26 protein-coding genes are annotated in these 21448 nt (G+C 71.2%); 16 read left to right on the top strand and 10 right to left on the bottom strand.

Translation table 11 applies throughout. From position 1 onward, the window contains the following. The first annotated feature begins 9 nt into the window (after positions 1-9). The 4 genes from MPPM_RS05915 to MPPM_RS05900 all read left to right on the top strand — a co-directional run bounded on the left by MPPM_RS05915 (position 10) and on the right by MPPM_RS05900 (position 3357). A complete protein-coding gene (locus MPPM_RS05915; RefSeq protein ID WP_096484254.1) occupies positions 10-1860 on the top strand; it encodes a sensor histidine kinase in 1851 nt (616 codons plus the stop codon). Continuing rightward, the gene (locus MPPM_RS05910; protein ID WP_096484253.1) at positions 1857-2372 is read left to right on the top strand and encodes an HPr kinase/phosphorylase; all 516 of its coding nucleotides are present in this window, start codon (positions 1857-1859) and stop codon (positions 2370-2372) included. Before MPPM_RS05915 ends, MPPM_RS05910 begins: the two co-directional genes overlap by 4 nt. A gap of 126 nt (positions 2373-2498) precedes the next feature. Next, the gene (locus tag MPPM_RS05905; protein WP_003606016.1) at positions 2499-2900 is read left to right on the top strand and encodes a PTS sugar transporter subunit IIA; all 402 of its coding nucleotides are present in this window, start codon (positions 2499-2501) and stop codon (positions 2898-2900) included. Positions 2901-3033: 133 nt separating this feature from the next. Continuing rightward, positions 3034-3357: an HPr family phosphocarrier protein gene (locus MPPM_RS05900; protein WP_096487743.1), complete on the top strand. Its 324-nt coding sequence runs from the start codon at positions 3034-3036 to the stop codon at positions 3355-3357. Positions 3358-3436: 79 nt separating this feature from the next. Here the strand turns inward: MPPM_RS05900 and MPPM_RS05895 are convergent, their stop codons facing one another. The 3 genes from MPPM_RS05895 to MPPM_RS05885 all read right to left on the bottom strand — a co-directional run bounded on the left by MPPM_RS05895 (position 3437) and on the right by MPPM_RS05885 (position 6639). Continuing rightward, positions 3437-3724, bottom strand: a complete 288-nt coding sequence (locus MPPM_RS05895; protein WP_096484252.1) for a GIY-YIG nuclease family protein — start codon at positions 3722-3724, stop codon at positions 3437-3439. A gap of 114 nt (positions 3725-3838) precedes the next feature. Beyond that, positions 3839-4963 carry a CobW family GTP-binding protein gene (locus MPPM_RS05890; protein ID WP_096484251.1) on the bottom strand — a complete coding sequence of 375 codons (1125 nt, stop codon included), beginning with the start codon at positions 4961-4963 and terminating at the stop codon, positions 3839-3841. 182 nt (positions 4964-5145) lie between these two features. Beyond that, positions 5146-6639, bottom strand: coding sequence for a D-alanyl-D-alanine carboxypeptidase family protein (locus tag MPPM_RS05885; RefSeq protein WP_096484250.1), 1494 nt, complete (start codon positions 6637-6639; stop codon positions 5146-5148). 271 nt (positions 6640-6910) lie between these two features. Between MPPM_RS05885 and queE the strand changes: the two genes are divergently transcribed. After that, positions 6911-7543: a 7-carboxy-7-deazaguanine synthase gene (queE, locus tag MPPM_RS05880; RefSeq protein ID WP_096484249.1), complete on the top strand. Its 633-nt coding sequence runs from the start codon at positions 6911-6913 to the stop codon at positions 7541-7543. Between the two features lie 121 nt (positions 7544-7664). After that, a complete protein-coding gene (locus MPPM_RS05875; RefSeq protein ID WP_096484248.1) occupies positions 7665-8078 on the top strand; it encodes a hypothetical protein in 414 nt (137 codons plus the stop codon). Positions 8079-8500: 422 nt separating this feature from the next. On the opposite strand, the gene MPPM_RS05865 is transcribed toward MPPM_RS05875, so the two are convergent. Then, positions 8501-9448, bottom strand: a complete 948-nt coding sequence (locus tag MPPM_RS05865) for a hypothetical protein (protein WP_157914122.1) — start codon at positions 9446-9448, stop codon at positions 8501-8503. 88 nt (positions 9449-9536) lie between these two features. Here MPPM_RS05865 and queD point away from each other — a divergent pair, with 88 nt between their 5' ends. The 3 genes from queD to MPPM_RS29170 all read left to right on the top strand — a co-directional run bounded on the left by queD (position 9537) and on the right by MPPM_RS29170 (position 11279). Then, positions 9537-9893 carry a 6-carboxytetrahydropterin synthase QueD gene (gene queD / locus MPPM_RS05860; RefSeq protein WP_096487742.1) on the top strand — a complete coding sequence of 119 codons (357 nt, stop codon included), beginning with the start codon at positions 9537-9539 and terminating at the stop codon, positions 9891-9893. Positions 9894-9898: 5 nt separating this feature from the next. Then, a complete protein-coding gene (gene queC / locus MPPM_RS05855; RefSeq protein ID WP_096484246.1) occupies positions 9899-10642 on the top strand; it encodes a 7-cyano-7-deazaguanine synthase QueC in 744 nt (247 codons plus the stop codon). A 61-nt stretch (positions 10643-10703) separates the two neighbouring features. Continuing rightward, positions 10704-11279 carry a DUF3859 domain-containing protein gene (locus MPPM_RS29170; RefSeq protein ID WP_096484245.1) on the top strand — a complete coding sequence of 192 codons (576 nt, stop codon included), beginning with the start codon at positions 10704-10706 and terminating at the stop codon, positions 11277-11279. An 18-nt stretch (positions 11280-11297) separates the two neighbouring features. On the opposite strand, the gene MPPM_RS05845 is transcribed toward MPPM_RS29170, so the two are convergent. Continuing rightward, positions 11298-12494 carry an MFS transporter gene (locus tag MPPM_RS05845; RefSeq protein ID WP_096484244.1) on the bottom strand — a complete coding sequence of 399 codons (1197 nt, stop codon included), beginning with the start codon at positions 12492-12494 and terminating at the stop codon, positions 11298-11300. A 102-nt stretch (positions 12495-12596) separates the two neighbouring features. Between MPPM_RS05845 and MPPM_RS05840 the strand changes: the two genes are divergently transcribed. The 3 genes from MPPM_RS05840 (at position 12597) to MPPM_RS05830 (ending at position 15185) form a co-directional block, all read left to right on the top strand. Beyond that, entirely contained in the window at positions 12597-13343 is a 747-nt protein-coding gene (locus tag MPPM_RS05840; RefSeq protein WP_096484243.1) for a helix-turn-helix domain-containing protein, read from the top strand. 163 nt (positions 13344-13506) lie between these two features. Next, positions 13507-14244, top strand: coding sequence for a PIG-L deacetylase family protein (locus tag MPPM_RS05835; RefSeq protein WP_096484242.1), 738 nt, complete (start codon positions 13507-13509; stop codon positions 14242-14244). A gap of 77 nt (positions 14245-14321) precedes the next feature. Then, positions 14322-15185, top strand: coding sequence for a glycosyltransferase family 2 protein (locus MPPM_RS05830; RefSeq protein ID WP_096484241.1), 864 nt, complete (start codon positions 14322-14324; stop codon positions 15183-15185). A gap of 16 nt (positions 15186-15201) precedes the next feature. Here MPPM_RS05830 and MPPM_RS05825 read toward each other — a convergent pair whose 3' ends face one another. Continuing rightward, positions 15202-15435: a hypothetical protein gene (locus MPPM_RS05825; RefSeq protein ID WP_157914120.1), complete on the bottom strand. Its 234-nt coding sequence runs from the start codon at positions 15433-15435 to the stop codon at positions 15202-15204. A gap of 354 nt (positions 15436-15789) precedes the next feature. Here MPPM_RS05825 and MPPM_RS05820 point away from each other — a divergent pair, with 354 nt between their 5' ends. From MPPM_RS05820 to MPPM_RS05805, 4 genes are read left to right on the top strand one after another with little or no spacing between them, the layout of a single operon-like run. Then, a complete protein-coding gene (locus MPPM_RS05820; RefSeq protein WP_096484239.1) occupies positions 15790-15972 on the top strand; it encodes a hypothetical protein in 183 nt (60 codons plus the stop codon). Beyond that, the gene (locus tag MPPM_RS05815; protein ID WP_096484238.1) at positions 15973-16197 is read left to right on the top strand and encodes a hypothetical protein; all 225 of its coding nucleotides are present in this window, start codon (positions 15973-15975) and stop codon (positions 16195-16197) included. Between the two features lie 59 nt (positions 16198-16256). After that, positions 16257-16565 carry a hypothetical protein gene (locus tag MPPM_RS05810; protein WP_096484237.1) on the top strand — a complete coding sequence of 103 codons (309 nt, stop codon included), beginning with the start codon at positions 16257-16259 and terminating at the stop codon, positions 16563-16565. 38 nt (positions 16566-16603) lie between these two features. After that, positions 16604-16891: a hypothetical protein gene (locus MPPM_RS05805; RefSeq protein ID WP_096484236.1), complete on the top strand. Its 288-nt coding sequence runs from the start codon at positions 16604-16606 to the stop codon at positions 16889-16891. 69 nt (positions 16892-16960) lie between these two features. Here the strand turns inward: MPPM_RS05805 and MPPM_RS05800 are convergent, their stop codons facing one another. From MPPM_RS05800 to MPPM_RS05785, 4 genes are all read right to left on the bottom strand, one after another. Next, positions 16961-18010: a glycosyltransferase gene (locus MPPM_RS05800; protein WP_096484235.1), complete on the bottom strand. Its 1050-nt coding sequence runs from the start codon at positions 18008-18010 to the stop codon at positions 16961-16963. Between the two features lie 102 nt (positions 18011-18112). Beyond that, a complete protein-coding gene (locus tag MPPM_RS05795; protein ID WP_096484234.1) occupies positions 18113-19201 on the bottom strand; it encodes a glycosyltransferase family 2 protein in 1089 nt (362 codons plus the stop codon). A gap of 5 nt (positions 19202-19206) precedes the next feature. Further along, a complete protein-coding gene (locus MPPM_RS05790) occupies positions 19207-20301 on the bottom strand; it encodes a glycosyltransferase (protein WP_096484233.1) in 1095 nt (364 codons plus the stop codon). Between the two features lie 381 nt (positions 20302-20682). Further along, positions 20683-21366 (bottom strand): GntR family transcriptional regulator, encoded by a 684-nt coding sequence (locus MPPM_RS05785; protein WP_096484232.1) that lies wholly within the window; start codon positions 21364-21366, stop codon positions 20683-20685. Positions 21367-21448 lie beyond the last annotated feature (82 nt).

Here is a 21448-nt window from a genome sequence, read left to right as displayed (position 1 = left end):
CGTCCGTCGATGCTCGCCCCCCTGTCCCGCCAGCCCGATTCCGATGAGGCCCAGGCCCGCCCCGGCCTCCTCGCGCGGCTCGTCGGCTCCCTCACCCGCCCGCCGCTGACCTGGCCGCGCGACCTCTGGAACGCGGTCGGCCAGCGCGCCTCGTCGAGCCTGACGCGCCGCATCGTGGTGCTCAATCTCGTCGGGCTCATCGTCCTCCTGTTCGGCTTCCTCTACCTGAACCAGTTCCGCCAGGGGCTGATCCAGGCCCGCGTGCAGAGCCTGCTGATCCAGGGCGACATCATCGCCGGCGCCATCGCCGCCCAGGCTTCCGTCGACACCGACACGATCCGGGTCGATCCCGACAAGCTCTTGCAGCAGCAGGCCGGCGAGGGCCGCGACTTCGAGGATGACCCCGCCTCGCTCGCCTTCTCGCTCAACCCCGAGAAGGTCGCCCCCCTGCTGCGCCGCCTCGTGACGCCGACGGGCAACCGCGCCCGGGTCTACGACCGCGAGGGCAGCCTGCTGTTCGATACCCGCTCGCTCTACGCCCGCGGCGACATCGCCCGCAGCGACACGGCGGTGAAGCCGCCCAAGCCCAACGTGCTGGAGCGGATCTGGGACTTCATCGGCAACCGCATCCTCGGCCTCGTCGTCAGCGAGCGCTCGGCCCAGGAGGAGGCCGGCCCGCAGGACGGGCGCGCCTTCCGCGAGGTCCAGGCGGCGCTCAAGGGTTCGCGCGGCACCATCTCCCGGCGCAACGAGCGCGGCGAGACCATCGTCTCGGTGGCGGTGCCGATCCAGCGGGCCGGCTCGGTGCGCGGCGTGCTGATGGTCTCGACGCAGGGCGGCGACATCGACCGGGTGATCGCCTCCGAGCGCTTCGGCCTGCTCCAGGTGTTCCTCGTCGCGGCCGCGGTGATGCTGGTGCTGTCGATCCTGCTCGCGGGGGCCATCGCCGGGCCGGTGCGCCGCCTCGCCGACGCCGCCGAGCGGGTGCGCCGGGGCATCAAGTCGCGCCAGGAGATCCCCGACTTCACGGGCCGCACCGACGAGATCGGCCACCTGTCGGGCGCGCTGCGCGACATGACCCAGGCGCTCTACCGCCGGCTCGACGCCATCGAGAGCTTCGCCGCCGATGTCAGCCACGAGCTGAAGAACCCGCTCACCTCCCTGCGCAGCGCCGTCGAGACCCTGCCGCTCGCCAAGACCGACGAGTCGCGCAGCCGGCTGATGCAGATCATCCAGCACGACGTGAGGCGCCTCGACCGTCTGATCTCGGACATCTCCGACGCCTCCCGCCTCGACGCGGAACTCGCCCGCGCCGAAGCGCGCCGGGTCGATCTCGGCAAGCTCCTCACCACCGTGACCTCGGTCGCCAACGAGCGGCGGCGCGCCAACGCCGCGGTAATCCAGTTCGACATCGAGCGGCCCGGCGCGGAGATCGAGGATCCGTTCCGCATCATCGGCCACGACAGCCGGCTCGGGCAGGTCGTCAACAACCTGCTCGACAACGCCCGCTCCTTCTCGCCGCCGGGCGCCAAGGTGCGGGTGGCGCTGCGCCGCCTCAAGAACGAGGTCGAATTTGTGGTCGAGGACGAGGGGCCGGGCATTCCCGAACATGCCCTGGAGCGGATCTTCGAGCGCTTCTACACCGACCGGCCGGAACAGGGCTTCGGCCAGAATTCCGGGCTCGGCCTGTCGATCTCCCGGCAGATCATCCAGGCCCATCACGGCACGATCCGCGCCGAGAACCGCCCCGGCCCGGCCGACGAGGAGGGGCATCCGACGGTGCGCGGCGCCCGCTTCATCGTACGCCTGCCCGTCGCCCCCCGGGCCGACCGCTACGGCGAGGACGACCTCGCCGCATGAGCGGGGAGGGCATCCTCGGGGGCGAGCCGACAGGAGAGACGGTCCACGCGAGCTGCGTGCTCCTCGATGAAGCCGGGGTGCTGATCCGCGGACCGTCCGGTTCCGGCAAGTCCGCCCTCTGCCTCGCGCTCCTCGACCGCTTCTTCCTCGAAGGGCGCCATGCCCGCCTCGTCGGCGACGACCGCATCCGGCTGGAGGCGCATCACGCCCGCCTCGTCGCCCGGCCCCACCCGGCGCTCGCCGGCCTGATCGAGATCCGCGGCCTGGGGCCTCGCCGCCTCGCGCGCCACGCGCCGGCCGCGGTGCTCCGCCTCGTGGTCGATCTCGTGGCGGAGGCCGAGCGCCTGCCCGAGACGGCGGAGACGGCCCTGGTCCTCGGCGTCGCACTCCCGCGCCTCGTCCTTGATCCGCGTCATCCCCGCGAATACCTGATTCGCGAGGCGCTTCGAGCCGGCGTGGCAATGCGGACGCACCCGGCGGCTCTCGTGCCCGGTGGCGTCCGCGATGTGTAGCGCGGCTGCCACCTCCATGTCATGGTAGCGACGTTGCGTTCGTCAAAAGCGACGCGACCCGCTTGCGCTTCACCTTGCGCTGCACAAGATGGCGTCTCCGCTCACAGGGCGTTGGAACACGCTTCGATGATTGGAATGGTGCTCGTCACCCACGGGCTGTTGGCGACCGAGTTCAAGGCCGCTCTGGAGCATGTCGTCGGCCCTCAGAAGCAGGTCGAGACGATCACGATCGGCCCGGAGGACGATATGGAGCTGCGTCGCGGCGACATCATGTCCGCCGTGGGCCGGGTCAACTCCGGTCAGGGGGTCGTGGTTCTCACCGACATGTTCGGCGGTACCCCGTCGAACCTCGCCCTGTCGTGTATGAACGGCGGCCAGGTCGAGGTGGTCGCCGGGATCAATCTGCCGATGCTGATCAAGCTCGCCAGCGTGCGTGAGGCCGAGAGTCTCGGCGATGCCGTGCTCCACGCGCAGGAGGCGGGCCGCAAGTACATCAATGTCGCCTCGCGGGTTCTTGCAGGCAAGTAGCCCGATCTCTCCACCGCACGGCCTTTCCTTCGCCCCGCTCCCGGCTTAACCACGTCGTCCCGCCTCCGGAACGATGCGCCTCGACGCGTCGCGATCCGCACGGAAGCGGCGGGGGGAGGGAGTGCCGAAGGCGATGAGCGAGAGCGTGGACGGCGAGGTCGAGCCGCAGCCGGAGGTGCCCGAGGGCGGTCTCGTCCGGATCCTGCCGATCATCAACCGCCGCGGCCTGCACGCCCGCGCCTCGGCCAAATTCGTGCAGACGGTCGAGCGCTTCGGCGCTTGCGTGACCGTGACCCGCGGCGGCGAGACGGTCGGCGGGCGCTCGATCATGGGCCTGCTGACGCTGGGCGCGGCCAAGGGCACCACGATCGCCGTCGTCGCCGTGGGCGACGATGCGGGCGCCGCCCTCGACGCGATCGAGGCGCTGCTCGCCGACAGGTTCGGCGAGGACGAGTAGTCTTTCATCTCTCCCGGCATCGCGAGGTTCGGCGCGATCGATCCAGGGCGCGACATTGGCCCGACGCACGCGCAGGATATCAGGCGAGATCGGGATAAAGATCGCGCCAATCGGGATTGAATCGTTCGATCAGGGCCAGCTTCCTGCTTCGTGAGCCAGCCTTGATCTGCTTCTCGCGCGAAATGGCCTCGATCATTGTTTCGTGCGGCTCGTACCAGACCAGAAGCTTGCAGCCGTAGCGGGCTGTGAAGCCTTCCGTCAGCTTGGCTCGATGTTCGTAGGCACGGCGCGGAAGGTTCGAAGTGACGCCGGTGTAGAGCGTCCCGTTGCGGGCACTCGCCATGATGTAGACGACAGGCTGCCGCATCGATCGCGCCTCGGGGCCAAGCCGTTCCCGCTTTGATCGTAGCAATCCAGGGCGCGACGAGAGCGGGAAGAGGCTGCCGCGTCGTGACAGCCTTCTCGCTTGCGCGAACGCGTTCTACCCGCCCGGAATCGCCAGCGGGTTCTCGGTCAGCGCCGCCCGGTCCGGCGTGTCCAGGGCGGGCTTGCCGAGGAAGGCGTCCCAGATCCGGCGGACGAAGGACGGGTCGAGGTCGCGCACGATCAGCACCAGCCGCGAGCGATGGTCCGCGTCGGGCCAGGCCGGCAGCGTCACCGGCGCGTGGACGACGTGCTGCACCCCGTGCACCACCACCGGCCGTTCGGGATCGTCGGCAAGCGCCACCAGACCCTTGAGGCGCAGCAGCTTCGGCCCGTGCGCCGAGCGCAGCAGGTCCAGGAACATCTCGAAGGCCGGGCGCGGCACCGGCGCGTCGCTGGTGAGATGGAAGGCGCGGATCGCCGCGTCGTGCCGGTTCACGTCGTGATGATGGTGGCCGTGGTGGTGGTCGTGCTCGTGACGATGGTGAGGGTCCGGCTCCTCGGCGCCGAGCCACGCGCGCACATCCTCGCCCTTGCTCGTCCCCCGGCCGTCGAGGCCGAATAGGCCGCCGAGCAGGCGCTCGGCCGGCACGTCGGGCCCGTGGATCCGCGCGCCGGGATTGAGCGCGGCCAGCCGCCGGGTGAGCGCCTCCGCCTCGGCGCCGGGCAGGTCGGCCTTCGTCACGACGAGATGATCGGCCACCGCCGCCTGCCGCAGGGCCTCGCCATGCGCGTCGAGGGTGCCGGCGCCGTTGACCGCGTCGACCACCGTCACGACCCCCTGAAGCTGGAAGCGGATCGCGAGATAGGGGTGGTAGATCAGCGCGTGGAGGATTGGCGCCGGGTCGGCCAGCCCCGTGGTCTCGATCACGACCCGGCGGAACGGGTTGATGCGACCGTTGTCGCGGCGGCGCAGCAGGTCTTCGAGCGTCGAGATCAGGTCGCCGCGCACGGTGCAGCACAGGCAGCCCGCGCCGAGCAGGATCATCCCCTCGTCCACCGTCTCGATCAGCAGGTGATCGAGTCCGATCTCGCCGAATTCGTTGACGATCACCACCGTGTCGGCGAGCGCCGGGTCGGCGAGCAGGCGGTTCAGCAGCGTGGTCTTGCCGGCGCCGAGAAAGCCCGTGAGCACGGTGAGCGGGATCGGCTCGGGACGGCCGGGCTGTTCGGAGTGGGTCATGGCGGGACGGCTCTCGAAGTCGAATTCACCGCGAACGCCTCACCCCCGCTGGGCGTCCGGCTTCATGCCTCGGTCAGAAGGCCGTGAAGCCCGCTCCCACCCGATCGCGGGCGGGGAGGGGAGTAGGATCTCGCAGCGTGTCTCGCCCCCGATATGACGGTGCCGGATGCCCGCGAAAACCCCTACGACTCGTCGTTCTTCGCCTTGGTCGGCTTGTCCGCCTTCTTGGCGGCGGGCTTCGCCTCGGGCTTCTTGGCCGCCGGCTTGTGGGCCGGCTTGTGAGACGCTTTCGCGGCTTCCTTGGCCGCAGCCTTGGGGGCGACCTCGACCGAGGTGTAGGCGCTGGTCGCGGCGGGCACGCCCTTGTCCTTGCCGGCGGTCTTGGTGGCCGGCTTCGGCGCCGTCACCGCGGCCGCGCGGGCCTTGGCGGCCTTCTCCGAGGCGGCCTGCTTGGCCGCGTCCTTGGCGGCCTTGGCCTCGGCGCGCTTGCGCTGGGCCGCTTCGAGCGCGGCCTGCTTGGCCGCCTGCTTGGCGGCCTGCGCCTCCTGCTCCTCGCGGGCCAGCGCCATCGCGCCCTCGGTCGGGCTGCTGCCGATCCAGACCGGGATGGGCTGCAGCGGTGCCCGCGGCGGCAGGGTGCGGCCGCGGACATTGGCGTTGCCGAGGGCGGCGAAGGCGAGGTTGGAGGCGTCGGGCGTGGCCGAGCCGAGAAGCTGCGTCGTGGCGCTGTCGGCACCGGGACCGCTCGCGGTCAGGGCACCGGGGCCCTCGTCCACCGGCATCGGCTTGCGCTTGTCGCAGATGTAGGGCCGCATGTCCGGCGGGGCGGCGACGTTGGAGGCCGGCAGCGACTCGAGCGTCGGCGCGGTCCAGCCCGCCGACTGGCCGAAGCCGTAATCGAACAGGTCGGCGGCCTTGATGTCGCGCTCGCGGGCGCTCGGCTGGCCCATCACCACCGCGATGATGCGCCGGCCGCCGCGGGTCGCGGTCGCCACCACGTTGAAGCCGCCCGAGCAGATGAAGCCGGTCTTCATGCCGTCGGCTCCGGGATAGCGCCCGAGCAGGCCGTTATGGTTGGCCATCACCGACTTGCCGAACTGGATCGCCGAGATCGAGAACAGCGCCTGCTGGTTGGGGAAGTCGCGCATCAGCGCCCGGGCCAGGATGGCCATGTCGCGGGCGCTCGTCCATTGCCGCGGCTCGGGCAGGCCGTTGGGGTTGTACCAGCGGCTCTCGCGCATGCCGATCCGGTGCGCGGTCTCGTTCATCATGTCGGCGAAGCCCTCGACGGAGCCGCCGAGCCCCTCGCCGATCGCCCAGGACACGTCGTTGGCCGACTTGACCATGATGATCTTGAGGGCGTTGTCGAGGGTGATCTGCGTGCCCGGCTTGAAGCCCATCTTCGAGGGCGGCTCGGCGGCGGCGGCCGGCGAGACCGTCAGCAGGGTGTCGAGGGAGACCTTGCCTTGCCGCACCATGTCGAGGGCGACGTAGGTCGTCATCAGCTTGGTGATCGAGGCCGGATACCAGGGATCGGTCGCGCCCTGGCTGTAGAGCACCTTGCCGGATTCGGCATCGACGACGAGGATCGGCGCCGTCACCGCCGAGGCCGCCCCGACCATCAGGCCGAGGGCGGTGAGCGAGCCGATCAGCCGTCCCCAAACACGGTTCACCATCGGGCCAATCTCGAAAGGGTGTGAGGGCGCGGGACGCCGCGGAGCATGAATTCCGTTGCCGGCCCCGGACCATCGCGAGGGATACGTCCGGAACGCGTCGGATCGAGGAGATCCGTTCATCAACGTGCCCTCCGTGGCGAGAGCATGGCAGACCAAGGGGTTTTGCCCACGGTTAAGCTGCCGATCCGGGTTGCGTTCCCGGAAATCGTGCCGCGCTTGGTCTTCCGGACCTCCCGGGGGTAAGGGCAAGCCCTGGCAGAAAAGCGCGACGATGTCCTACGCGGTCAAGGAACTGTTCCACACATTGCAGGGCGAGGGGGCCCAGGCCGGGCGCGCAGCGGTGTTCTGCCGCTTCTCCGGCTGCAATCTCTGGTCCGGCCGCGAGGAGGACCGGGCGGGCGCCGCCTGCCGCTTCTGCGACACCGATTTCATCGGCATGGACGGCGAGGGCGGCGGGCGCTTCGCATCCGCCGAAACTCTGGCCGAGGCCATCGCCGCGACCTGGGCCGGGGGCGGGGCCAACCGCTACGTCGTGTTCACCGGCGGCGAGCCCCTGCGCCAGCTCGACCCGGCCCTGATCGCCGCCGTCCATGCCCGCGGCTTCGAGGTCGCGGTGGAGACCAACGGCACGCTGCCCGCCCCGCCCGGCATCGACTGGATCTGCGTGAGCCCGAAGGCCGGAAATCCGCTGGTCCAGACCACGGGCGACGAGTTGAAGCTCGTCTTCCCGCAGGCGGAGGCGCGCCCCGAGCACTTCGCCGATCTGCCCTTCCGCCACCGCTTCCTCCAGCCCATGGACGGGCCGGAGGCCGCCGCCAACACCGCGAAGGCGGTGGCCTATTGCCGGTCGGATGCCCGCTGGCGCCTCTCGCTCCAGACCCACAAGATCATCGGGATTCCGTAGCGCAGCGGGAGCCGGGCGGTCAGGAGCGGCCGCCGGTTGCATCCGGCGGGGCCCTCGGCCACGCTCGCCCGGGCGGTGCCGCCTCGACGCGGGCCGCCCGGAATCACCGAAGGACCCGCCCGTGACGTACAGCTCCGCGCCGCTCCGTCTCGATCACTCCTCGATCGAGGATCTCAACCGCGCCCTGAGCCACTACCGGCGCCTGACCATGCGGCTGCCCCTGATCCTCGTCCTCGGCTTCGCGGCGGCGATCGGCCTGTCGCATCTCGGAACCGCCCTGTCGCCGCCCTACGGGGTCTACATCCTCGGTTGGGATCTCACGACCTGGGGGCTGCTCGGAGTTCTCGCTCTGCTCTTCGCCGAACTGTGGTGGGAGGGGCGGCAGATCGGGCGGGCCCTCAACAGCGTCGAGATGCAGTCCGCGCCGATCGCCTCTCTGCTGGGCGGCCAGGCCCTGATCGGGGCGCGTGCCCGCGAACACGGTATGAAGCCGGGCCCCTTCAACGGTCCGCTGCGGCCGATCGGTGAACGGTAGGATCGAAACCGGAACAGCTTGGCTATGCGAAGGCGGTTCTCGACCCTGGGCGGGCCCAGAACCCATTCAGGCTGAGGTACTGTTCCTCGCGTCGAACGGGTGACTGCGGGTCCTGAGAGAGGATGTTGCCGATCCACGCGACCAGCGCCGGCACGGCCGTGCGTTCGATCCGATCCCGCGCGGCCTGTGCCTGCTCGGACTGCGGACCAGACGGGTGTCGATGCTGACACGTGCAGTTTCGAGCGCCGCCTTCAGGATCGACGGTCTGAGCGGGTAGCTTTGCCCCTTGGGCAGCTTGGCAGCCTCCGACTTCATCCGCCCACCGTGCCAGCCGAGCCTCGGCTCCGCAAACTCTGCCCCCACCCTCCACTGCCCTTCGCAAGGTCGGGCTGATCGGGTTCGATCGCTGGCCGGCTCGTCCATCAGCCGGCCCCGCCGACCCGCTCGCGGGCCTTGCGCATCTGTCGGCGCCATTGGCGGTCCTCGCGACTCACCCGGTCGAGCGCCGGGGCGAAGCCGTCCTTCGGCGCGGCATAGGGAGCGGCGAGTGGCCGGAACCGCAGGTCGGAGAAGTCGGCGAGGCAGCGGGCGCGGGCGAGGAGTTCGTCCGTCGAGCCGAGGCCGGCGATCCGATCTGCATCGAGCCGGAACAGCGCGCCGCCCTGCGAGAACAGGAGGTCGCCGTTGCGGTCGAAGGCGGCCCAGCCGGCGACCGGCAGCGGCACCGGCGGGCCGCCGGCGCACAGGCTGTGACGCACGCTCTCGGGCAGCGACCGGAGCGGGTCGGCCGTGTACGCGCTGACCGACCGGATGAAGGCGTGGCTCGAAGGCGCGCCCGAGGGGGCGTCGAGGATCCAGCCGCCCTCGACGGCAGGGTCCGGCCGCCAGCGGCTCGCCGCCGGGCCGGATTGCGCCCGGGCCGTCAGCGCCTGTGCGTTCGCGCGCGTGAAGGGCAGCACCGTGAGGCCGGGCGGCGGCGAGAAGCCGGGGGCGAGGTCATAGGGGCCCTCGCCATGGGTCAGGACCAGCGTGCCGTCCGCCAGGAAGAACCCGCCGCCGGCCCAGGTGTCGCCCTTCGGCCAGAGAGCGACAGCGGTGAGGAAGGGCGGGCGCGACAGCACCGTCCAAGTCGCGAACGGCCCCCTGTACTTTCCGACGAAGCTCACGAGCCATTCGCCGTCCGGCGACAGCCCGCTCCAGGCCGGCTTCACCGTCCCCTTGAACCAGTGCCCGATCTCGAACGAATCGTCCGAGCGGTCCCAGGCGATGAGGCAGGTGTGGTTCGAGGGGCCGCGGCGGTAGATCACCGCGTGCGGGCTCGCTGCCGCGAAGACCGGATAGAGGGTGCATTTCGTCGGAGGCAGTGACATATCCACGATCTCGGTGCGCCCGCGGGCGGCCGTCAACCCGCCGCTGCTCGCGTGGCGGGACCGTTCCAGCCCCCGTGAAGATCACGCGATGAAGATCACCCAGGCCTTCACCTTCGAGGCGGCCCACCGCCTGCCGAACGTGCCCGAGACGCACCGCTGCCACCGCATGCACGGGCATTCCTACCGCGTGGAACTGACGGTGGCGGGCGATGTCGATCCGACGACCGGCTGGGTGGTCGATTTCTACGACATCGAGAGCGCCTTCGCGCCGCTCCTAGAGCGGCTCGACCATCACTGCCTCAACGAGATCGAGGGGCTGGAGAATCCGACCGCCGAGCACATCGCGGCCTGGATCTGGCATCGCGCCAAGCCGGCCATTCCGGGGCTCGCCAGCGTGCGCATCTTCGAGACGCCCTATTCCTGGGCCGAGTACGAGGGCGATTGACCGCAATGCAGGAGGCGGACGCAGCGGATCGGGCGGGGACGGCGCAGGGGGACAGCGCCCTGGTGCTGTTCTCCGGCGGCCAGGATTCGGCGACCTGCCTCGCCTGGGCGCTCGACCGCTTCCCGCGGGTGGAGACGCTCGGCTTCGATTACGGCCAGCGCCACCGGGTCGAACTCGACCGGCGCGCGGCGCTGCGGCAGGGAATGAGTGCGCTCGATCCGGCCTGGGCCGGCCGGCTCGGGCCGGATCACACGCTCTCCCTCGCGGCGCTCGGCGAGATCTCGGACACGGCGCTGACCCGCGACAGCGCGATCGCGCTGGCTCGGGACGGTCTGCCCAACACCTTCGTGCCGGGCCGCAACCTCGTCTTCCTCACCTTCGCCGCCGCGCTCGCCTACCGCCGGGGCCTGCGCCACGTCGTCGGCGGCATGTGCGAGACCGACTACTCGGGCTATCCCGATTGCCGCGACGACACGATCAAGGCGCTGCAGGTCGCGCTCAATCTCGGGATGGAGCGCCGCTTCGTGCTGCACACCCCGCTGATGTGGATCGACAAGGCGCAGACCTGGGCGCTCGCCGAGAGTCTCGGCGGGCACGCCCTCGTGGATCTCGTCGTCGAGGAGAGCCATACCTGCTATCTCGGCGAGCGGGGCGCGCGCCACGACTGGGGCTACGGCTGCGGCACCTGCCCGGCCTGCGACCTGCGCGCCAAGGGGTTTTCGCGCTACCTCGCCGCCCGCGCGGGGTAAGGCCGGCCTGTGCCGGCGGGCGAGGTATCGCGCCGCGTCCCCTGCAAGAATCGCGATACGGATGGCAGCCTCATGGAGGCACGGCCCGCGCGGTGGCGAACCCTCGCCTTCCGGTCGAGCGGCCCGGCCTTCGCCGTCCTGCTCGGCGGCATCACGGCGATGCAGAGACGCGGGCGGAGGGAAGGTTGAGCGCGGAGATCGTCGATTTCGGGATCAGCCGCGGCCGGGGCGGCGCTTCGGACACCGATCCGCGCAATCGCGGGCTCGTTCCGCCGCGATCGATGGAGGGGCTGCGCTACCTCGAACGGACCGACCGGATCGAGGCGCGCCGCTGCCGGAGCTTCGGCATCACCGTCCGGCTCGCCGCCGGGACGGGGCGCGGCTTCCGCACCGTGTTCGCGTCCGCGTGCTGCACCCCCTCTTCACCCGCACCGACGGCGCCGCGAGCCGGGAGGACGTGTTCACGAGCGACGTGCTCGACGACTGGAGCCACGTCGGCTTCACCTTCGAGCACGACGGGGAACTGCAGCCGGGTCCCTGGACCATCGTGGTCGAACCCGGCACCCGAGAACTCACCCGCAAGGACTTCACGCTCACGGCGCCGACCGCGCCCGCGCCGGAATGCAGCGGGCGATAAGCGCAGCCGTCCTCCGCGCTACTCCGCCGGAACCAGCGGGCGCGGGGCCGGTCCCCGGGTGAGCGCGAAGAAGCCGAGGGCCGAGGCGACGATGACGGCACCGAAACCCGCCGCGATGCCGAGCACCAGCCCGAAGCCGCCGCGATCGTGCAGCACCGCGATCATCGGCACCACGAAGCCGCTCACGGTGAAGCCGAGGAAGTAGCGCACGCTGTAGGCCCGGGCCCGGTAGGCGGCGGGCACGTAACGGGCCACCATCGCGTCGTTGATGACAACCTGCCCGTAGAGTGCGGCCATCGTCAGCACGAGGCCGGCGAGCAGCGTCAGGCCCGTGCTCGCCGCGGCCAGTCCGAGGCCGAGCGGTTGCAGCACGGAGAGAGCGAGGAACAGGGTCGGCAGACTGTAGCGGTCGATCAGTCGTCCCATCGCCAGCTGGGTCAGGGCGCCGAAGGCGAAGACGAGGGTCGCCACCGAGCCGATCAGCGCGAGCGGGAGGCCTGCGCCGAGGCGCTCGTCCACGACCTTGGGCAGGGCGATGGTGGTGATGTTGAAGGTCATGCCGCCCGCGACGATGGCGAAGGCGAACACGACGAGGAGGGGAAGGGGGCGCGCGACGGGGATGAGCGCGGCGCCCCCGGTCCTGCCGGCGGCGCCTTCGCCGTCGCCGGGCACCAGCGCCAGGAAGGCGGCGCCGACGGCAAGGCAGAACACGCCCGGCACGATGAAGGCCGCCTGCCAGCCGAGGCCGGCGGCGAGCAGGGCGGTCACGCCCGAGGCGGTGGCCGCGCCGGCATTGCCCCAGACCCCGTTCACGCCGAGATCGCGCCCGAGGCGGCGGGCATGGGTGACCAGCATGGTCGAGCCGACAGGGTGATAGATCGCCGAGGCCAGCCCCAGCACGCAGAGCCAGACCGCGAAGGCGGTCGGGCTCGCCGCGCTCGCGACGCCGAGGCAGGACAGGCCGTAGCCGAAGAAGAACACCGCCAGAAGGTTGCGCCGGCCGAACCGGTCGGCGAGCCAGCCCATCGGCAGCGAGCAGAGCCCGAAGGCGACGAAGGCGCCGGTCGCGAGCCCGATCAGTTCGCCGTAGCTCAGGCCCGTCTGCGCCGCGATGGCGAGTACGGCGGTCGGGTAGATCAGGAGCACGAAGTGATCGAGGGCGTGCGCCACGTTGACGAAGCGCAGGGTGCGGCGGGACAAGGTCTCGGCGTCCATCGGGCAGGCATCTCCGTAAGCCTTGTCTCTCCCTATCTGACCCGTTGCACGCCGTCGGGCCGAAGGCTTACGCAATCGGGTCAATTTGGACGGACATCTCCCATGCGTTCGATCCGGGCCGAGGATTATCAGGATCTGCCCCGCGCGGTCGCGGTGATGCCCAAACGCTTCGCGGCGGGCAGCTGCACGGAGCGCCACTTCCACCCCCGGGCGCAGCTGCTCTACGCCACAGCCGGCCTGATGATGGCGACCGCCGAGGACGGGACCTGGGTCGTGCCCGAGGGGCACGCCCTCTGGATCCCGCCGCGCCTGCCCCATGCGGTGGCCATGCACGGCGCGGTCGCGATGTGCTCGGCCTATCTCGCGCCCGAGGCGATTGCCGGCTTTCCCGCCCGCGCCCGCGTCATCGAGGTCTCGCCGCTGCTCGCCGCCGCACTGGCTGCCCTGACGCGGGAGCCCGTGCTCTACGACGAGGCCGGGCGCGGCGGCCACCTCGCGGCGCTGGTGCTCGACGAGATCCGGCGAGCACCGGAGACCAAGCTCACCCTGCCCCTGCCCAGCGATGCGCGGCTGCGCCGGATCTGCCTCGGCCTCATCGATGCGCCCGCCACGACCTTCGACCTGGACGCCTGGGCCGACCGCGCCGGCCTCAGCCGCCGTACCCTGACCCGCGGGTTCCGGCGCGAGACGGGTCTCACCTTCGGGCAGTGGCGGGCGAGGGCGCGGGTCGTGCGGGCCCTGGCGCTCACCGCCGACGGCTTGGCCCCGCGCCAGGTCGCGGCCTCGGTCGGCTACCGCAGCATCCAGGCCCTGCGCGGCCGGACGGAGGCCCTGCTTCCGGAGCCGTGACAGGGCGCGGACGGGCGCGCGGATAGGGGGCGTGACCGGAGCGGGTGTACCGTTCGCCGGTTGTGCTCAGCAGCGGTTGGGTCGATAGCGGTCTTCCGCGGTGAGGTTCGGTCCGACTTGAGGTCGGTATCGAACGGATCGCGTTTCGAATTCAGGAGGAGCCATGCGCGCCGACGCCTTCCTCGAGGCCGTGAAGGGCCTGCCCGTCGCCCCGCTCGCCACCCTGGTGCCGGACGGGGGCGGCCTCGTCGTGGTGGCGCCGCACCCGGACGACGAGAGTCTCGGCTGCGGCGGGCTGATCGTGCAGGCTCTTGCGGAGGGCCGTGGCGTGCGCGTCGTCATCGTCAGCGACGGCTGCGGCTCGCACCCGAACTCCAAGGCCTATCCCCATGGCCGCCTGCGGGATCTTCGCGAATCCGAGACCGTGCGGGCCATGGCCGAACTCGGGCTCGGCGCCGAGCACGTCCATTTCCTGCGCCTGCCCGACGGCGGCGTGCCGAGCGAGGGCCCGCAGGCCGAGGCGGCCGCCGACGCGATCGCCGAGATCGCCCGCGCGGCCGGGGCGAGCGCCCTGTTCGTGACGTGGCGACACGATCCCCATTGCGACCACACGGCGTCCGCCGCCATCGTCGATCTCGCCCGCGCCCGGCTCCCCGGAATCGCGGCCTACGCCTACCCGGTCTGGGGCTGGACCCTACCGCCGGAGCGCGAGGTCGGGCCGGCGCCGGAGGGGTTCCGCCTCGCCGTGGAGGGCGAGCGCGCGGCCAAGCGCCGGGCGGTGGAGGCGCACGCCTCGCAGGTCTCCGGGCTGATCGAGGACGACCCGTCCGGCTTCCAGCTGGAGCCGGCGATGATCGATCGGCTCTGCGGCCCGCACGAATGGTACATCACCCTGCGCTGATTCTCTTCATCGGGGTTTCAGGTTGGGGCTGGCACGACGGACGCGACCCTCAAGCCTGTCCCGGACCGGAAGCCCCCGTGAGCACCACCAGCGTCGTCACGCTCAACAAGGGGCGCGATGCCCACCTTGCGCGCCTGATCGAGGGGCTCGCCCGCGGCGCCGCCCTGGGCGAAGGGGCGGCCGAGTGCGTCGTGGTCGAGATGGGGCCCGCTCCCGAGCCGCTGCCGGAGACGCCGTTCCCGCTGCGGCGGGTCGATTTCCCGAGCGCCGGCCTGCCGCTCGCCGCCGCGCGCAATGCCGGCCGGGCCGGGGCATCCGGTGACATCCTCGTCTTCCTCGACGTCGATTGCATTCCCTCCGCCGGTCTGGTTCCGGCGCTCGCCGCGGCGGCGGCGGCCCATGACGGCCTCGTCTGCGGTCCCATCCGCTACCTGCCGGCGGGCGCCGTCCGCGACGGCTGGCGGGAGGCCGATCTCCTGCGGGCCGGCATCCTCCATCCGGCCCGGGACTTTCCGGAAAGCGGCGTGCGGGAGACCAGGAATCCGGGCCTGTTCTGGTCGCTCGCCTTCGCGGTGCGGGCTGCCACCTACGACCGCCTCGGCGGTTTCGACGAGGGCTACGACGGCTACGGCGCCGAGGACACCGATCTGGCCTTCCGCGCCGCCGAGATCGGGGTGCCGGTGCTGCTGGCGGGGGCCCCGCCCGCCTTTCACCAGCATCACCTCTCCTGCGACCCGCCGCTCCAGCACTTCGCCGACATCGTCCGCAACGCCCGCCGCTTCCGCGCCCGGCACGGGCTCTGGCCGATGGACGGCTGGCTCGACGCCTTCGCCCGGCTCGGCCTGATCGGCGAGAGCCGCGAGCCCGACATCACCCTTCTGCGCGGCCCGAGCCCGGACGAGATCGCCGCCGCCCGCGTGCCGCCGGATCGGCCGTTCTGAGCGGAGAGCCGGAGCGTCATCGGCCGCCGGGCGCCGGATCGGCCGATCCATCCTCGCTCACCTCGCGATGTCCAGCTGGTTTGCCCTCCGAGCCGGACCGCGGCGATGCCCCGCCCGTGAGGCTGCGGTGGCTCGGGCTGCCGTCGCCGGCCTCGGCATGGTCGGGGCTGCTCAGACTCGGATGGGCGGCACTGCCTGCCACGTTCTCGCCGGCCAACCCCTCCGCCCGGTCTTCGCCTTCTCGCGCCATGGCCATCCTCGCCTTCATCCTCGCGGCGAAACCGACCGGCTCGGGCTGCGGTTCAAGCTCGATGTGGCGATCCTGATGCGGACCGGCTGCGGCGAGCACAGACTCGCAATTTCCAGGCATGGCCTCTCGGAAGCGACGCTTCTGCCAAGAATATCCGTCCGGATTGCAAAGCATTGCTGTCTCGTACACGCAGGCGATGCATCGGCTAAGTCCCGGCGATCTCTTGCCTAACAGGGCGGGATCCGGAGGCTTGACCGCAGCCTCGGCTGAAAAGTTTCGATGATCGATCCGAACTCTTCGAGGCTCGGCCGGTTCTTCAGGTATCGTCCCCGACGCATGAACCCCGGAGTTTCGATGAGCACCAAGCCCCCACCCGTTCCGCCGGCCAACCGGTCCGATAAGGGCCCGGGAAGCGCGCCCGAGACCGCCACCGTTCAGGGGCAGTCCTCGTCGCAGACGAAGGATCCCGACAAGATCGGCCAGGCCGGCAACTCGAAGGTCAACACCACCCATCAGGGCTACCAGCAGGATCGCTGAATGAGCACGTCCTCGAAGCACCCCAACACCGACCGTCATCACGGCGGGCCGGGCAGCAGCCACCAGGACCGGTCGAAGCCCGCTGTCGAGTCCGATCACGGGCCGACGCCCGGCAGCCCGACCAATCACTCCAAGTCCGGCGTGTCCGGGGGCGGCGAGCGCGACGCGCACCACCGCCACAGCAGCATGGGCCACGCCCCCGACCGCACCGAGCGCTCTCACTGAAACGAGCGCCTCGGACCGACATCGAACGGACCCATCCGCTCCCCATCAGGAGAACAGCCATGGACGAGAGCCGCGGCAAGCCCGAATCCGAGCACGATTCCCTGCGCAACTTCAACGCCAACGCCGACCGCAACGGGCAGGATTTCGGGCAGGACAGTCCCCTCGACGTTGCCCGCCCCGCCGACCTCCAGCGCGCCCTGCAGGAGGACCCGAGTTGGGAAGCGCAGGTGGCGCGCACCGCCTCCGACTTCGACCGGCGCGACTCGATCGCGGGCGGAAGTGTCGAGTCGGTGGAGGCCACCGAGGCGGAGACACCATCCGAAAACCTGCGACGCATCAGCGATCCGACTTTTTCGCCCAAGCGCTGACCGGCGCGCTTGGTCAGGCCGAGATGAGGAGGATCGCGATGAACGGACGATGGCTCGCCGCGGTGACGCTTGGCGTCGCGATCCTCACACCCCTGCCGGCTGCCGCCCGGGAGACGGGCGGCGGCGCGGGCCGCGCCGGCAGCTTCGGCAATGCCGGCGTCAACGATCAGACCGGCACGGCCAAAAGCAGCAATCCGAATCCGGGCAGCGGCGGTATCACCCGCGATGGCGCCGGCGTGCTGTCCGACAAGCCGAAGACGCACGGCGCCTCGGGGCCCGGCACGACGGGGCGGGAGACCTCACCGGGGACGACGAACGACAAGTGAGTACGCCTCAGCGGGGTGTGGCTCGGGCGGCATGGGTCGACCCGAGCAGGCCTCTGGCATGAACGCCGGTCAGTCCGCCGCCCAGCAAAGCGCCTCGATGGCGTCGGCGGTGCGCGCGAGCGCATCGGGCTCGGCGAGGCGCCGGACGATTTCCGGATCGATGCTGAGGCCAGCGGCGGCGAGTTGCGACCACGCCGCCGCCTCCGGCCAGCCGCGATGGACCACCGCCGCACCGAGCCGCTCCAGCGCCTGCGCCTTGGCCTCCTGCTCGTCGTAGGCGCGCGGCTCGGGCAGGCACAGGAAACGCTTGCCCAGGGCCGCCACCGCCGTGACGAGTCCGTCGCCCGCACCCCCGACCACGAGGGAGGCGGGGGCGAGATGCGGGTGCACATCCGTGACCCAGCCGTGCAGGTTCAGGTTGTCCGGTGGCGACCCCGTGCCGGTGACAGGTCCGAGCACGTGCCAGGCGCGGTCCGGCACCGCTCGGGCGGCCTCGATCAGCGCGTCCAGCCGCCCGCCCTCGCCGCCGCGGCCGAACACCACGACGATGCGTCCGTCCTCCTCGGACACGAGCCGCGCTGGCGCACCGCCGAGAAAGCCGCCGTAGAGGGTTTTTTCGCGCACCCAAGCCGGCACGTCGCCGCCGTCGAGCGCTTCGGGGAACGGCGCGAGCAGGCGCGAGGCGGCCCGGAAGGCTTCCAGATGCGGTCGGTCGGTGCGGGTCCCGGACAGGCGCACGACGAGGCTCGGCACCGACAGGAGCCGGGCGAGCAGCGCCACCTCCGCCGAGACGTCAACGACGATCAGCGCCGGATCGTGCTCCGCCGCCCAGGCCGCGATCCGGCCCATCCGCGCGCGGATGCCGGGATGGTTCAGCGGCACGTAGTGGAAGCATTCGGGGCGCTGATCCGCACCGTCCTGCCCGTCGAAGCTCCGGTCAAGACGATCGTCGGGCAGATCAAGAACGGGGCCGGGCGCACCCGAAGTGTCGAGGCCGTTGAAGCTGCCCATCAGCGTGCAGGGGCGCCCGAGGGCCTCGAGCGCGCGCGCGAGCGCGATCGCCCGCTGGAGGTGCCCGGCTCCTTGGTGGTGGACGTAGTAGCCGACCGGACGAGTCATGCGCGATCCAGGAACAATGCGGCGCGAGGTTGGGCCGCCTCAACGACAGCCTGACCCTATCGCCGGCTTTCTCGCCAGCTTCATGCCGAATTCAGGCCGGACTCACGCCGCCCGGTCGCGCCGAAGGGCCGTGACGAGCGCGTCGAGCGCTGCCAGGGCCTCGTCGAGGCCGCATTCCGGGGCCGGATCGTCCCGCGATTCCAGGCGGGCATGGGCGCGCTCCACGAAGGCGATGTCGTTGGGGCAGGCCGCGGGATCGATGGCGGCGAGGTCCTCTGCACCGAGTCCGAGCGCGTGCAGGGTGGCCGGTGCGGCACCCTCGCGATAGGCGCGGCGCAGGGCGGCCCGGCGCAGGATGATCCGTTCCCAATGGGCCGCGGTCGGCAGGCAATAGGCCTCGCCCCCGCGCACGACGCGGGCCCGGCGCAGCATCTCGGTCGCCATGCCGCCCTCGGCGCGCCCGGCGGTGCGGGCCGAGACGAGCACCGAAACGTCGGGGCAGTGGCGCAAGCGCCCACCCGCGCGCCGGACGGCACCGACCAGGGCATTGTCCTCGCCGCGGGGCAGGGCGGGCAGGCCGCCCACCGCGCGGTAGAGCGAGGCCCGAAGCGCGAGGCTTCCCCCCGTATGGTCGCCGTGGCGCGGCGCCGGATCGTCCGGCGGCGGATCGAGAGCATCCTCGAGAGCCCGCACGCCCGACCAGTAGCGCTCGACCCGCGCGTGGAAGGCGGCGAGCATGGGATCGGCGGCGCCCTCGTCGTCGATCACCAGCCGGCCGCCGACGATCTCGGCCTTCTCCAGGGCGCGCAGGTTCGCCGCGACCCAGCCGGGGGCGATGCGCGCGTCGGCATCGGTGGTGAGCAGCACGCCGTCGGGCGCACCCTCGCGCTCCAGCCAATCGGCGCCCGCGTCGAGGGCGCGGCGGCGGGCCGTACCGACATGGGCCTCGGCCGGGGCGAGGGTCGCCTCGATCAGGCGCAGCGCCAGGGTGCCGAGCGCGCCGGACGCTTCGAGGGCACGCACCGCCTCGACCGTGCCGTCGGTGCAGTTGTTGCTGACGATCACGACCTTCAGCGGCGCAGCCAACGAGTACCCGTCCTGGGCGGCGAGCGCCCGCAGCAGGCGGGGCAGGCGCTCGGCCTCGTTGCGGGCCGGGATGCAAACGACGGCCGGGCCGAGGTGCGGAAGCATGGCGTTCAGGCCGCCGGGCGTTCGAAGACGGCGGCGCGGGCGCTGTTGGCCGGCGCGCCCGCGAGCACCTCGCGGTAGAGTTCCTCGTAGCCGTCGGTCATCACGTCGGCGTCGTAGAGTGTCTCGGCCCGGCGGCGACAGGCGCGGCGCTCGAGGGTGACGGCGCGCTCGATCGCGCGGGCGAGGGCCGCCACATCATCGGCCGGGGCGAGTGCGCCGGAGAGGCGATCGACGATGTCGGGGATCGCGCCGCGACCGAAGGCGGCAACCGGCGTGCCGCAGGCCAGGGCCTCGGCGACGACGAGGCCGAACGGCTCCTCCCAGCGCGGCGAGACGATGGCCGCCCGCGCGCCGCCGAGCTGGCGCGCCAATTCACGATGGGAGAGGTGGCCGACATAGGTGACGTCGGCCCCGAGCCGCGGGGCGATCCACTCGTCCCAGTAGCGCGGATTCGGCTTCGGGCCGGCGAAGCGCAGGCGCATTCCGGCTTGCCGCGCGGCGTCGATCGCCAGATGCGTGCCCTTCTCCGGCACGATCCGCCCGCTCCAGAATACGTAGTTGGCCGGCTCCGCGAACGGGCTGAACGCGAAGGTCGAGAGGTCGATGCCGTTGCCGATGATACGGGCATCCGGAACGAGCGCCTGCCATTCCTGAGCCAGCGAGGGCGAGACGGCCGCGAAGATCATGCCGGGCTTGGCCGCCCGCACGCCCTCGGCCAGGGACTCGAAGGGCGGCGTGTGCAGCGCCGTCGTCATCGGAACGGCGAGGGTGTTGCTCGCGCGCAGCGGCAGGTCGTGCAGGCTGTTGTTGTGCACGATGTCGAAGCCGCCGCGGGCGACCGCCTCCATGATGCGCTCGTAGGCCGCGAGTTCGGCCCGCTCGATCCGCTCGCAGGCCACCGGATCGCCCAGGGCATCGCCGGTCGGCGGGCAGACGGGATTAGGGACCAGGGCCGGGTCGGAGCCTTCGGAGGCGAACAGGGTGACCCTGTGGCCCCGCGCCCGCAGCGCGCCGGCCAAGTGATGCGTGTGCATCTCGAGGCCGCCCAGATAGGGCTGTCCGATCGGGAACTTGAGATGGGCGATGACGGCGATCTTCAAGGGCGTTGTCCGAAGTCGGCGGCGTGGAGGACTTGAGGCAGTCCAACGGCTAGGCTTTCGCCCACACCATCGCCCGTGCTCTAGGAACGCCCGATGAACGAACCCTTCAGGAAACGGAGAGGGGGAGGAATAATCCTGACGCGGCAATCCGCTGCATCATGAATCGCGACGCGGCGAGGCGGAAGCTTGGCGGGATTGTCCGGCAACCGGCAGCACGCATGCGTCGCCGCCGTGTTCGGCCGGCGCGGCGCTTCCATAGGGCTCGGCCCGAGGGCTCGCATGGACGGGGAGAGGATGCACCCGCCCGTCATCGCGGCCTTTCGCGACCCGATCCGACGGAAGCGGTCGTCGGCGCGGCGACGCGGCGCTCGCGCCGAGCGGTCAGTCGAGGTGGTCGCCGTAGCGCTGGACGTGGTCGGCCAACCCGAGGCCATGGTCGCGCACGAGGCGCTCGGCGCGCTCGGCATCGCGGGCCTCCAGCGCCTCGATGATCTGCACGTGCTCCTCGATCGACTTCGAGGCGCGGTCGCCCTGGCGGAGCGCCGTGTTGCGGATGCCGCGCACGTGCATCAGGAGGTTGCTGGTCAGATCCTTGATCACCTCGCTGTGGCCCAGCGAGATGATCTTCTGGTGGAAGCGGATATTGGCTTCCGAGTACTCGCCGAGATGCTCGTAGGGCTTGCCGTCGAAGAATTCGGGGAAGGAGCGGCGCAGACAGGCGAGATCCTCGTCCGTCGCGGCGGTGCAGGCGAGCCGCGCCGCCATGCTCTCGAGAGCGGCCCAGGCCTGGATCATGCCGACGATCTCGCGCTTCGTCTTCTTGACGACGAACACCCCGCGCCGGGGCTCGTTGCGCACGAAGCCTTCCTGCTCCAGCACCGTCAGCGCCTCGCGGATCGGCGTGCGGCTCACGCCGAGCGTCTGCGACAGGCCGCGCTCGTCGAGCCGCACATCTCCGGACTGGCCGTAGATGTCCATATTGGTGATAGCGGACTTCAGTGCCTCGTAGGCCAGTGTCCGCAGGCTCGTCGCCGGGACGATCGGCTTGATCGAGAGATTTTCCATCGCTTCGGATCGACCTTGATGCCGATGGGGATGCGGGCCCGGAGTCGGGGCATCGAGCCGTTCGAGCATGGCGCCTCGCCTC

It is taken from the genome of Methylorubrum populi, from assembly GCF_002355515.1.
Lineage (GTDB): Bacteria > Pseudomonadota > Alphaproteobacteria > Rhizobiales > Beijerinckiaceae > Methylobacterium > Methylobacterium populi_A.
The sequence above is the reverse complement of the archived record's forward strand: the minus strand, read 5'-3'. Positions and strand labels throughout refer to the sequence as shown.

Excerpts from the sequence above, each read along its gene's own strand:
- MPPM_RS05905 (WP_003606016.1), top strand. The coding sequence starts at position 2,499 with ATGATTGGAATGGTGCTCGTCACCCACGGGCTGTTGGCGACCGAGTTC.
- MPPM_RS29170 (WP_096484245.1), top strand. The coding sequence starts at position 10,704 with ATGGCAGCCTCATGGAGGCACGGCCCGCGCGGTGGCGAACCCTCGCCT.
- MPPM_RS05885 (WP_096484250.1), bottom strand. The coding sequence starts at position 6,639 with ATGGTGAACCGTGTTTGGGGACGGCTGATCGGCTCGCTCACCGCCCTC.
- MPPM_RS05845 (WP_096484244.1), bottom strand. The coding sequence starts at position 12,494 with ATGGACGCCGAGACCTTGTCCCGCCGCACCCTGCGCTTCGTCAACGTG.
- queD (WP_096487742.1), top strand. The coding sequence starts at position 9,537 with ATGAAGATCACCCAGGCCTTCACCTTCGAGGCGGCCCACCGCCTGCCG.
- MPPM_RS05785 (WP_096484232.1), bottom strand. The coding sequence starts at position 21,366 with ATGGAAAATCTCTCGATCAAGCCGATCGTCCCGGCGACGAGCCTGCGG.
- MPPM_RS05890 (WP_096484251.1), bottom strand. The coding sequence starts at position 4,963 with ATGACCCACTCCGAACAGCCCGGCCGTCCCGAGCCGATCCCGCTCACC.
- MPPM_RS05910 (WP_096484253.1), top strand. The coding sequence starts at position 1,857 with ATGAGCGGGGAGGGCATCCTCGGGGGCGAGCCGACAGGAGAGACGGTC.
- MPPM_RS05795 (WP_096484234.1), bottom strand. The coding sequence starts at position 19,201 with ATGCTTCCGCACCTCGGCCCGGCCGTCGTTTGCATCCCGGCCCGCAAC.
- MPPM_RS05805 (WP_096484236.1), top strand. The coding sequence starts at position 16,604 with ATGAACGGACGATGGCTCGCCGCGGTGACGCTTGGCGTCGCGATCCTC.
- MPPM_RS05800 (WP_096484235.1), bottom strand. The coding sequence starts at position 18,010 with ATGACTCGTCCGGTCGGCTACTACGTCCACCACCAAGGAGCCGGGCAC.
- MPPM_RS05900 (WP_096487743.1), top strand. The coding sequence starts at position 3,034 with ATGAGCGAGAGCGTGGACGGCGAGGTCGAGCCGCAGCCGGAGGTGCCC.
- MPPM_RS05815 (WP_096484238.1), top strand. The coding sequence starts at position 15,973 with ATGAGCACGTCCTCGAAGCACCCCAACACCGACCGTCATCACGGCGGG.
- MPPM_RS05820 (WP_096484239.1), top strand. The coding sequence starts at position 15,790 with ATGAGCACCAAGCCCCCACCCGTTCCGCCGGCCAACCGGTCCGATAAG.
- MPPM_RS05835 (WP_096484242.1), top strand. The coding sequence starts at position 13,507 with ATGCGCGCCGACGCCTTCCTCGAGGCCGTGAAGGGCCTGCCCGTCGCC.
- MPPM_RS05825 (WP_157914120.1), bottom strand. The coding sequence starts at position 15,435 with ATGGCGCGAGAAGGCGAAGACCGGGCGGAGGGGTTGGCCGGCGAGAAC.
- MPPM_RS05895 (WP_096484252.1), bottom strand. The coding sequence starts at position 3,724 with ATGCGGCAGCCTGTCGTCTACATCATGGCGAGTGCCCGCAACGGGACG.
- queC (WP_096484246.1), top strand. The coding sequence starts at position 9,899 with ATGCAGGAGGCGGACGCAGCGGATCGGGCGGGGACGGCGCAGGGGGAC.
- MPPM_RS05915 (WP_096484254.1), top strand. The coding sequence starts at position 10 with ATGCTCGCCCCCCTGTCCCGCCAGCCCGATTCCGATGAGGCCCAGGCC.
- MPPM_RS05865 (WP_157914122.1), bottom strand. The coding sequence starts at position 9,448 with ATGTCACTGCCTCCGACGAAATGCACCCTCTATCCGGTCTTCGCGGCA.
- MPPM_RS05810 (WP_096484237.1), top strand. The coding sequence starts at position 16,257 with ATGGACGAGAGCCGCGGCAAGCCCGAATCCGAGCACGATTCCCTGCGC.
- queE (WP_096484249.1), top strand. The coding sequence starts at position 6,911 with ATGTCCTACGCGGTCAAGGAACTGTTCCACACATTGCAGGGCGAGGGG.
- MPPM_RS05840 (WP_096484243.1), top strand. The coding sequence starts at position 12,597 with ATGCGTTCGATCCGGGCCGAGGATTATCAGGATCTGCCCCGCGCGGTC.